Source organism: Nocardioides sp. Root240, from assembly GCF_001428825.1.
GTDB lineage: Bacteria > Actinomycetota > Actinomycetes > Propionibacteriales > Nocardioidaceae > Nocardioides.
Genome location: NZ_LMIT01000016.1, coordinates 49,567 through 56,460, shown reverse-complemented (window position 1 = coordinate 56,460; position 6,894 = coordinate 49,567). Strand labels below are relative to the sequence as shown.

Sequence of the window (6,894 nt, the reverse complement as noted above, 5' to 3'; positions counted from 1 at the left end):
CCGCCACCCGACCGGCGGACCCAGCCACCCACCCAGCCCGCTCGTCGCTGCCGCTTGAGAACCCCACCACTCGACCACCGCAGTGTCGCGCCGGAGAGCTCGGTACACGGCTCACCGAGAAGCCAGGAGAGCCTTTTGTGGATTCATTCAAGAAGACGTCGATCGTGGCGTGAGTCTGCCGTACTAGACAGATTAACAGAGATGTCTCATTCTGGGGACATGTCATCCGATCTGTCTGCCCCGGCGGAGTACCGCCCCGGAGGAGGGGCCGCGTGGCGGGCGCCCTGGGCGTCGTACGCCGCCCTGCGGGACCACGACCCCGTCCACCATGTCGTCCCGGACGCCCGGCCGCACCACGACTACTACGTCCTCTCGCGCCACGCTGATGTGCTCGCCGCAGCCGTCGACGCCGCGTCCTTCTCCAGCGGGCGCGGCCTGACGGTGGAGTACGACGAGCTCGAGCGGATCGGCCTCGTCGACAACCCGCCGTTCGTGATGACCGACCCGCCGGTCCACACCACCTTCCGCAAGCTGGTCGCGCGCGGGTTCACGCCGCGCCAGGTGCGCGAGCTCGAGCCGGTGGTCCGCGCCTTCGCCGCCGAGCGGCTCTCCCGCATCCGGGACGAGGGCGGGGGTGACGTGGTCGCGGAGCTCTTCAAGCCGCTGCCGAGCCTGGTGGTCGGCCACTACCTCGGCGTACCGGTCGAGGACCAGGCGCGCTTCGACGACTGGAGCAGCGCGATCGTGGCGGCCAACGTCACCGGCGAGGGCGTCGCGGCCGCGGAGTCCGCGGCCGGCGCGACGATGGAGCTGATGGGCTACTTCTCCGAGCTCGTCTCCCGCCGGCGGGCGGAGCCCGGCGAGGACACCGTCTCCCAGCTCGTGCGCGCCGACGTCGAGCTCCTCGAGATCCTCGCCTTCGTGTTCACGATGGTCGCGGGCGGCAACGACACCTCGACCGGCGCGCTCGGCGGCGCGGTCCAGCTGCTCGCCGACCGGCCGGACCAGCGGGCGCTGCTGGCGGCCGAGCCGTCGCTGGTGGCCAACGCCGTCGAGGAGTTCCTGCGGCTCACCTCGCCCGTGCAGGGGCTCGCGCGCACGACCACGCGCGACGTGGAGCTGCACGGCGTCGTCGTACCGGCGGGACGCAAGGTCCTCCTCCTGTACGGCGCCGGGAACCGCGACCCGCGTCGCTACGGCCCCGACGCCGACGAGCTCGACGTCGGCCGCCGTCCGTCGCAGATCCTGAGCTTCGGCCAGGGCCACCACCACTGCCTCGGCGCGGCGGCCGCGCGGCTGCAGATCACGGTCACGCTGGAGGAGCTGGTGCGCCGCATCCCCGACTTCGCCGTGGACGAGGACGCGGTGACCTGGGCGCCGGGTCCGTACGTGCGCCGGCCGCTGAGTGTGCCGCTGGAGGTGCTCCGATGACGTGGGTGGACCGTCGTACCCCGGCGGTGGAGCGGATCCTCGACGCCGCTGGGGCGCTGTTCGCCGAGGCGGGGGTCGACGCGGTGTCGATGGCCCAGATCGCCGCGTCCTCGGGCTGCTCGAGGGCGACGCTGTACCGCTACTTCCCCGACCGCCCCGCGCTTCAGCTCGCCTTCGTGCAGCGCGAGGCGGTCCGCGTGGGCGCCCTGGTCGCCGCCGACGTGGCGTCGTCGAAGGGCGACCCGCTGGTCGAGGGCGTGCTCGCCGCGCTGCGGCAGGTGCGCGCGAACCCCGCCCTGCTGGCCTGGTTCGGCGACCGGGACGCCGCGCACACCGCGGACCTGGCGCAGGGCTCCGAGGTCGTCGAGGCGCTCGGGCTCAGCATGGCCGCCGACGCCGAGGCGGCCCGGTGGCTGGTGCGGGTGATCGTCTCGCTGCTCACCGTGCCGGGCGGCGGCGAGGCGGAGGAGCGGCGACTCGTGGAGCGGTTCGTGGCGCCCGGGGTGATATCGTCTGATATCAGGAGGCGACGATGACCGACATCCTCATTCGCAACGTGCCCGACGACGACCTGCGCCGCATCGACGAGAAGGCGCGTCGCCTCGGTCTGTCGCGTTCTGAGTTCCTCAAGCGCCAGATCGCCCAGGAAGCCGCGCGGGACTCGTCGGACGACGGAGCCACTGTCGACGTCTTCTCCCGGCTCGCGGATCTCGCCGTCGATCTTGCTTCGGACGAAGTAATGGACGACGCCTGGGCATGAGCGACTGGTTGATCGACAAGTCCGCGCTCGTCCGGCTGGCACACGCGATCGATGCCGGCGACTGGTTGGACCGCTGTCGTCGGGGTCTGGTTCGCATCGCGATCCCGACCTTGCTCGAGACGGGATACTCGGCCCGCAGTGCCGAGGACTGGGAGTCGCTGATCGGTGGTCCGCCGATCTCCTGGTTCCCGATCGAGCACCTGACGCCGAGCATGGAGCGAAGGGCGGTCGAGGTCCAAGGGATCCTCGCGGCCCGAGGGCAGCATCGGGCGCCCTCGATCCCCGATCTGCTGTTGGCCGCGGTGGCCGAACGGTCGGGTCTGGTCGTCCTGCACCTCGACAAGGACTTCGAGCTCATCGCTGAGGTGACCGGTCAGCCGACCGAGCGCCTACAGGTCGCTCCTCAGTCCCGCACCCAGCGGTAGACCTGCCCGTCCCGGATCTCCACCCGGTCCGGCGGCCTCGGCCGCGGGTGCCCGCGCAGGTGCGCCAGCACGTCGTGCCGGCCGCGCAGCTCGAGGTCGCGGTCGCGCCAGTGCAGGGACGGGTGCATCAGGGGCTGCGCGTCCGAGAACGCGCGGGCGTCGATCAGGCTCCACAGCCGCGCGGTGGGCTCCGGCAGCTCGGGCAGGTCGTGGAGCATCTTCGGCACGCACATCCGCCACGCGTCGGTGATCAGCTCGCGCATCTCGTCGTCGTCGAGCGGCGCGAGCCGCGCGCAGACCCAGTGGAAGCGGAGGTCCTGCGCCCGGGGCAGGAAGAAGGTGTCCGGTGCCGACGCGACCAGGTCGTCGCGCTGCTCCTTGGGGAAGCCGAAGCCCATCGCCTCCTCGTCCTTGGAGAACGCGAGGAACACGATCGAGCCGATGTAGTGCTTCCACCGCCCGCCGGTCTGCCGCTCGACCGCGCGCGGCAGCGGCAGGGCCACGCGGCGCACCGCCTCGGCGTCGGTCATGCGTCGGCACGGTAGCGGTGGTCGCCGACAGTCGGCGGTGCGTCGTACCGTCGAGCCATGAGCCCTGCCGACCTCCTGACCGAAGCGATCGATCGCGTGCTGGAGTCCGTCGAGTCCGTCCTCGACGGCGCCGACGACGCCCTGCTGGCCGAGCGACCGACCCCCGACGCCAACAGCATCGGCTGGCTGGTCTGGCACCTCACCCGGGTGCAGGACGACCACGTCGCCGACGTCGCGGGCACCGAGCAGGTCTGGACCGACGGCGGGTACGCCGAGCGCTTCGACCTCCCGATCGAGACCGGCGACATCGGCTACGGCCACACCTCGGCGCAGGTCGCCCTCGTGCGGGCGCCGGCCGGCCTGCTCGCCGACTACTACCGGGCCACGCACGCGCGCACGGTGGAGTACCTCGCCTCGATCAGCGCCGACGACCTCGACCGCGTGGTCGACGAGCGCTGGGACCCGCCCGTGACGCTGGGTGTGCGGCTGGTCAGCGTGGTCAACGACTGCACGCAGCACGTCGGGCAGGCGGCGTACCTGCGGGGGATGCTCAGCCCGGCACCAGGGCGCGGATGATCTCGGCGGCCGGAGCCTCCACCGCGGCGCGGTAGCCGGTCCCGGCCCACAGGTGCAGCCGGTGCGGGTCGCCCGCGGCGGCGGCCGCGCGCCGCAGGTCGCGGGTCAGGTGGTGCACCTCCGGATAGCCGTACGGCGCCGCAGGCTCGTGCCGCTCGATGAACCCGTTGAGCAGTCCCCGCGCCGGGCGCCCCGTGAACGCGCGGGTCACCACGGTCGTGGCGAAGCCGGGGTCGGCGAGCGCGGCGCGGTGGGTGGGCGACGTACCGGACTCGTGGGCGCGGAGCAGCAGGGTGCCCACCGCGACCGCCTCGGCACCGGCGGCCAACAGCTCCCGGACGGCGGCCGGTCCGTCGACCCCGCCGCCGGCGACGACGGGCAACGGGCTCGCTGCCCGCACGGCGCGCACGACCGAGTCGGTCGGCACGTCGACGAGGGGGCGGCGGGGGTCGAAGGTGCCGCTGTGCCCGCCGGCCGACGGTCCCTGCACGACGAAGCCGTCGACCCCGGCGTCGGCTGCCAGGAGGGCCTCGCCGGGCGTGGTCACCGTGGCCAGCACGCGGGTCCCGACGGCGCGGAGGGCGGCGATGTCGGAGGGGTCCGGCAGGCCGAAGGTCAGCGAGACGAGGGGCACAGGGTCGGCGAGGAGGAGCGTGAGCTTGTCGCGCCAGGCGTCGTCGTCGTGCGTCGGCCCGGTGGGCAGCTCGACGCCGAGCGCCGCGGCCTCTCCGGCGAGCTCGGCCCGGTAGGTCGCGAAGTCGTCAGGGGCGAGGGCGCCGGGTTGGGGCACGAACAGGTTCACCCCGAACGGCCGGCCGGCGGCGCGCGCCTCGGTGAGCAGGGCGTCGAAGGCGGGAGCGGTGAGGTAGCCGCCCGGCAGGAAGGCGAACCCGCCCGCGTCGGTCACGGCGGAGGCCAGTGCGACCGTCGACGGCCCGCCGGCCATCGGTGCCGCGACGATCGGGAGGTCCGTCTCGAGCAGGCTCACCGCTCCAGTGTGCCGCGCGCCCGGTCGGCCGGGTCGTCGCTCCACGCCACGGCGCTGATCCGCCAGCCGGCCGGGGTGCGGACCAGCTGGATCGACTTCGCGCCGCGGCCCTCGAACGCGACGCCGTCGCGCCGTCCCTGCTTCGCATAGGGCCCGAACCAGTGGGCGAGGTCGCCGTGGACGTCGATCCGGCCCTCCTCCGGCCACTCGCGGAACTCCGACAGCCCGCCGCCGGTCAGCAGCGCCAGGCGGGGCGCGAGGAAGGACTCAATGTCCTCGACCACCGGTGGCGTCGACCCGGACACGATGATCGCGCCGGGCAGGCACAGCCCGCGCAGCCGTTCGGCGCGCTCGATGCACTCCGGGCCCGACACGAAGGTCGCGAAGAAGGCGACCACGACGTCCCGGACCGCGGCCGTGCCGTCGTCGGTCACCGGGCCCCCGCGGTGATGCGGTAGCGCACGAACGACGGTACGACGAGCGCCGCGACGACCACCAGCACCACGACCAGCACCCCGCCACCGGCCGCGGCGGCCGCCGTACCGACGACGGCGGCGCTGGCGCCGTGGGCCACGTCGGCGATCCGGGGTCCGCCCGCGACGACCACGATGAAGATCCCCTGCAGCCGGCCGCGCACCTCGTCGGCGGCCGCGCTCTGCAGCATGGAGGTGCGGAAGGCCGCGGAGGCCATGTCGGCAGCACCGCCGACGACCAGCATCAGCACCGCGACCACCAGCCACGGGCGCGCCGAGCCGGACGTCGCGTCGGCGCCGAGCACCGCGAGGCCGAAGCCGACCATCGCCAGGCCCCAGACCACGATGCACCAGATGACGGCCACGCCCTGCCGGGCGATGCGCGAGACCCAGCCGGAGAACACGCCGCCCAGGACGGCGCCCGCCGGGATGCCCGCGAAGAGCAGCGCGAACGCGAGCCCGCCCTCCTCGGGGCCGAGGAAGCTCTCGTGCGCGATCTCGGGGAACAGTGCCCGCGGCATGCCGAAGACCATCGCGATGATGTCGACGACGAAGGACATCATCAGCACCGGCTGGGTCCGCAGGTAGGCCAGGCCCTCCACGACCGAGCGCAGGCCCGGCGTACCGGACACGACCCCCTCGACCGGCAGCCTCGGCAGTCGTACGACGGCCCACAGCGTCGCGAGCAGGCAGATCGCGTCGGCGAGGTAGAGCCACGAGAAGCCCGTGAACGGGATCAGGATGCCGGCGATCAGCGGCCCGCCGATCGCGCCGGCCTGCATGACCGTCATGTTGAGCGAGTTGGCCGCGGGCAGCACCTCGGGCTCGAGCAGGCGCGGCAGGATCGCCGACCGGGTCGGCTGGTTGATCGCGAAGAAGGCCTGCTGCACGGCGAAGAGCGACAGCAGCAGCCACACGTTGGTGTTGCCGAACGCCGCCTGCAGCCAGAACAGCGCCGCCGTGCCGATCAGCCCGGTGGTCGTGACGAGCATGAGGGTACGGCGGTCGAAGTGGTCCGCCAGCGCCCCGCCCCACAGGCCGAACACCACCAGCGGCACCAGTCCGAAGACGCCGGTCAGGCCGACGTACGCCGACGACCCGGTGTCCGCGTAGATCTGGGCCGGCACCGCGACCACCGTCAGCTGGGCGCCGACGACGGTGACGATGTTGGCGCTCCACAGCCGCCGGAAGTGCGGGTTCCGCAGTGGCCGGGTGTCGGCCAGCATCCCGCGAAGACTCACGGGATCAGGCTACGGAGTCGTCCGACGTCTCGATGAATCGGTGCCGCTCCCATGGTCCACTCCTGCATGAGCACCTCCCAGGAACCGAGCGGCGTCGGGCCGCTGGACATCACCTTCACCGAGACCCTGCGCCGGAGCGAGGCCAAGGGCGGCTGGACCTACGTGGTCTGGCCGCAGTCGGCCGAGCAGTTCGGCACCCGTGGCCGGGTCAAGGTCCGCGGCACCATCGACGGCACCCCCTTCGAGTCCTCCTTCATGGCGCTCGGCGACGGCAACCACAAGCTCCCGGTGGCATCGGCCCTGCGCGTCGACACCGGCAAGGCGGCAGGCGACACCGTCGAGGTGCACCTCACCGAGCGGCTCGCCTGACGCCTGCTCCGGTGGTCGAGGTGCGAGCGCCAGCGAGCCTCGAAACCCCTGGCGGTGGTGCTGGGACTGGCTCGTGCTGTTGGATCCTGTCGCGGTGGCTC

10 protein-coding genes are annotated in these 6,894 nt (G+C 72.9%); 6 read left to right on the top strand and 4 right to left on the bottom strand.

Translation table 11 applies throughout. The annotated features are described in order from the left end of the window. Positions 1-219 precede the first annotated feature (219 nt). Genes ASE20_RS23155 through ASE20_RS23140 form a run of 4 tightly spaced genes read left to right on the top strand, consistent with a single transcriptional unit; the run spans position 220 to position 2,616 of the window. A complete protein-coding gene (locus ASE20_RS23155; RefSeq protein ID WP_056896954.1) occupies positions 220-1,431 on the top strand; it encodes a cytochrome P450 in 1,212 nt (403 codons plus the stop codon). After that, on the top strand, positions 1,428-1,967 hold the full coding sequence (locus tag ASE20_RS23150; protein ID WP_056896953.1) for a TetR/AcrR family transcriptional regulator: 540 nt from the start codon (positions 1,428-1,430) through the stop codon (positions 1,965-1,967). The genes ASE20_RS23155 and ASE20_RS23150 overlap by 4 nt, the downstream gene beginning before the upstream one ends. Then, positions 1,964-2,191, top strand: coding sequence for a ribbon-helix-helix domain-containing protein (locus ASE20_RS23145; protein ID WP_056896952.1), 228 nt, complete (start codon positions 1,964-1,966; stop codon positions 2,189-2,191). The genes ASE20_RS23150 and ASE20_RS23145 overlap by 4 nt, the downstream gene beginning before the upstream one ends. Continuing rightward, the gene (locus ASE20_RS23140; protein WP_056896951.1) at positions 2,188-2,616 is read left to right on the top strand and encodes a PIN domain nuclease; all 429 of its coding nucleotides are present in this window, start codon (positions 2,188-2,190) and stop codon (positions 2,614-2,616) included. The genes ASE20_RS23145 and ASE20_RS23140 overlap by 4 nt, the downstream gene beginning before the upstream one ends. On the opposite strand, the gene ASE20_RS25355 is transcribed toward ASE20_RS23140, so the two are convergent. Continuing rightward, positions 2,595-3,146 (bottom strand): MmcQ/YjbR family DNA-binding protein, encoded by a 552-nt coding sequence (locus ASE20_RS25355; protein ID WP_157538561.1) that lies wholly within the window; start codon positions 3,144-3,146, stop codon positions 2,595-2,597. The two genes, ASE20_RS23140 and ASE20_RS25355, sit on opposite strands and share 22 nt — an antisense overlap. 57 nt (positions 3,147-3,203) lie before the next feature. Here ASE20_RS25355 and ASE20_RS23130 point away from each other — a divergent pair, with 57 nt between their 5' ends. After that, on the top strand, positions 3,204-3,722 hold the full coding sequence (locus ASE20_RS23130) for a mycothiol transferase (protein ID WP_056896950.1): 519 nt from the start codon (positions 3,204-3,206) through the stop codon (positions 3,720-3,722). Here the strand turns inward: ASE20_RS23130 and ASE20_RS23125 are convergent. The 3 genes from ASE20_RS23125 to ASE20_RS23115 are packed head-to-tail and all read right to left on the bottom strand — an operon-like array spanning position 3,697 to position 6,424. Next, on the bottom strand, positions 3,697-4,710 hold the full coding sequence (locus ASE20_RS23125) for a nitronate monooxygenase (RefSeq protein ID WP_082612837.1): 1,014 nt from the start codon (positions 4,708-4,710) through the stop codon (positions 3,697-3,699). The two genes, ASE20_RS23130 and ASE20_RS23125, sit on opposite strands and share 26 nt — an antisense overlap. Beyond that, positions 4,707-5,144, bottom strand: a complete 438-nt coding sequence (locus ASE20_RS23120) for a hypothetical protein (protein ID WP_056896949.1) — start codon at positions 5,142-5,144, stop codon at positions 4,707-4,709. The genes ASE20_RS23125 and ASE20_RS23120 overlap by 4 nt, the downstream gene beginning before the upstream one ends. Beyond that, on the bottom strand, positions 5,141-6,424 hold the full coding sequence (locus ASE20_RS23115; protein ID WP_225869143.1) for an MFS transporter: 1,284 nt from the start codon (positions 6,422-6,424) through the stop codon (positions 5,141-5,143). Before ASE20_RS23115 ends, ASE20_RS23120 begins: the two co-directional genes overlap by 4 nt. A 66-nt stretch (positions 6,425-6,490) precedes the next feature. Between ASE20_RS23115 and ASE20_RS23110 the strand changes: the two genes are divergently transcribed. Beyond that, entirely contained in the window at positions 6,491-6,793 is a 303-nt protein-coding gene (locus ASE20_RS23110) for a DUF1905 domain-containing protein (protein ID WP_056896947.1), read from the top strand. The last annotated feature ends 101 nt before the right edge of the window (positions 6,794-6,894 follow it).

Excerpts from the sequence above, each read along its gene's own strand:
- ASE20_RS23155 (WP_056896954.1), top strand. The coding sequence starts at position 220 with ATGTCATCCGATCTGTCTGCCCCGGCGGAGTACCGCCCCGGAGGAGGG.
- ASE20_RS23150 (WP_056896953.1), top strand. The coding sequence starts at position 1,428 with ATGACGTGGGTGGACCGTCGTACCCCGGCGGTGGAGCGGATCCTCGAC.
- ASE20_RS23145 (WP_056896952.1), top strand. The coding sequence starts at position 1,964 with ATGACCGACATCCTCATTCGCAACGTGCCCGACGACGACCTGCGCCGC.
- ASE20_RS23140 (WP_056896951.1), top strand. The coding sequence starts at position 2,188 with ATGAGCGACTGGTTGATCGACAAGTCCGCGCTCGTCCGGCTGGCACAC.
- ASE20_RS25355 (WP_157538561.1), bottom strand. The coding sequence starts at position 3,146 with ATGACCGACGCCGAGGCGGTGCGCCGCGTGGCCCTGCCGCTGCCGCGC.
- ASE20_RS23130 (WP_056896950.1), top strand. The coding sequence starts at position 3,204 with ATGAGCCCTGCCGACCTCCTGACCGAAGCGATCGATCGCGTGCTGGAG.
- ASE20_RS23110 (WP_056896947.1), top strand. The coding sequence starts at position 6,491 with ATGAGCACCTCCCAGGAACCGAGCGGCGTCGGGCCGCTGGACATCACC.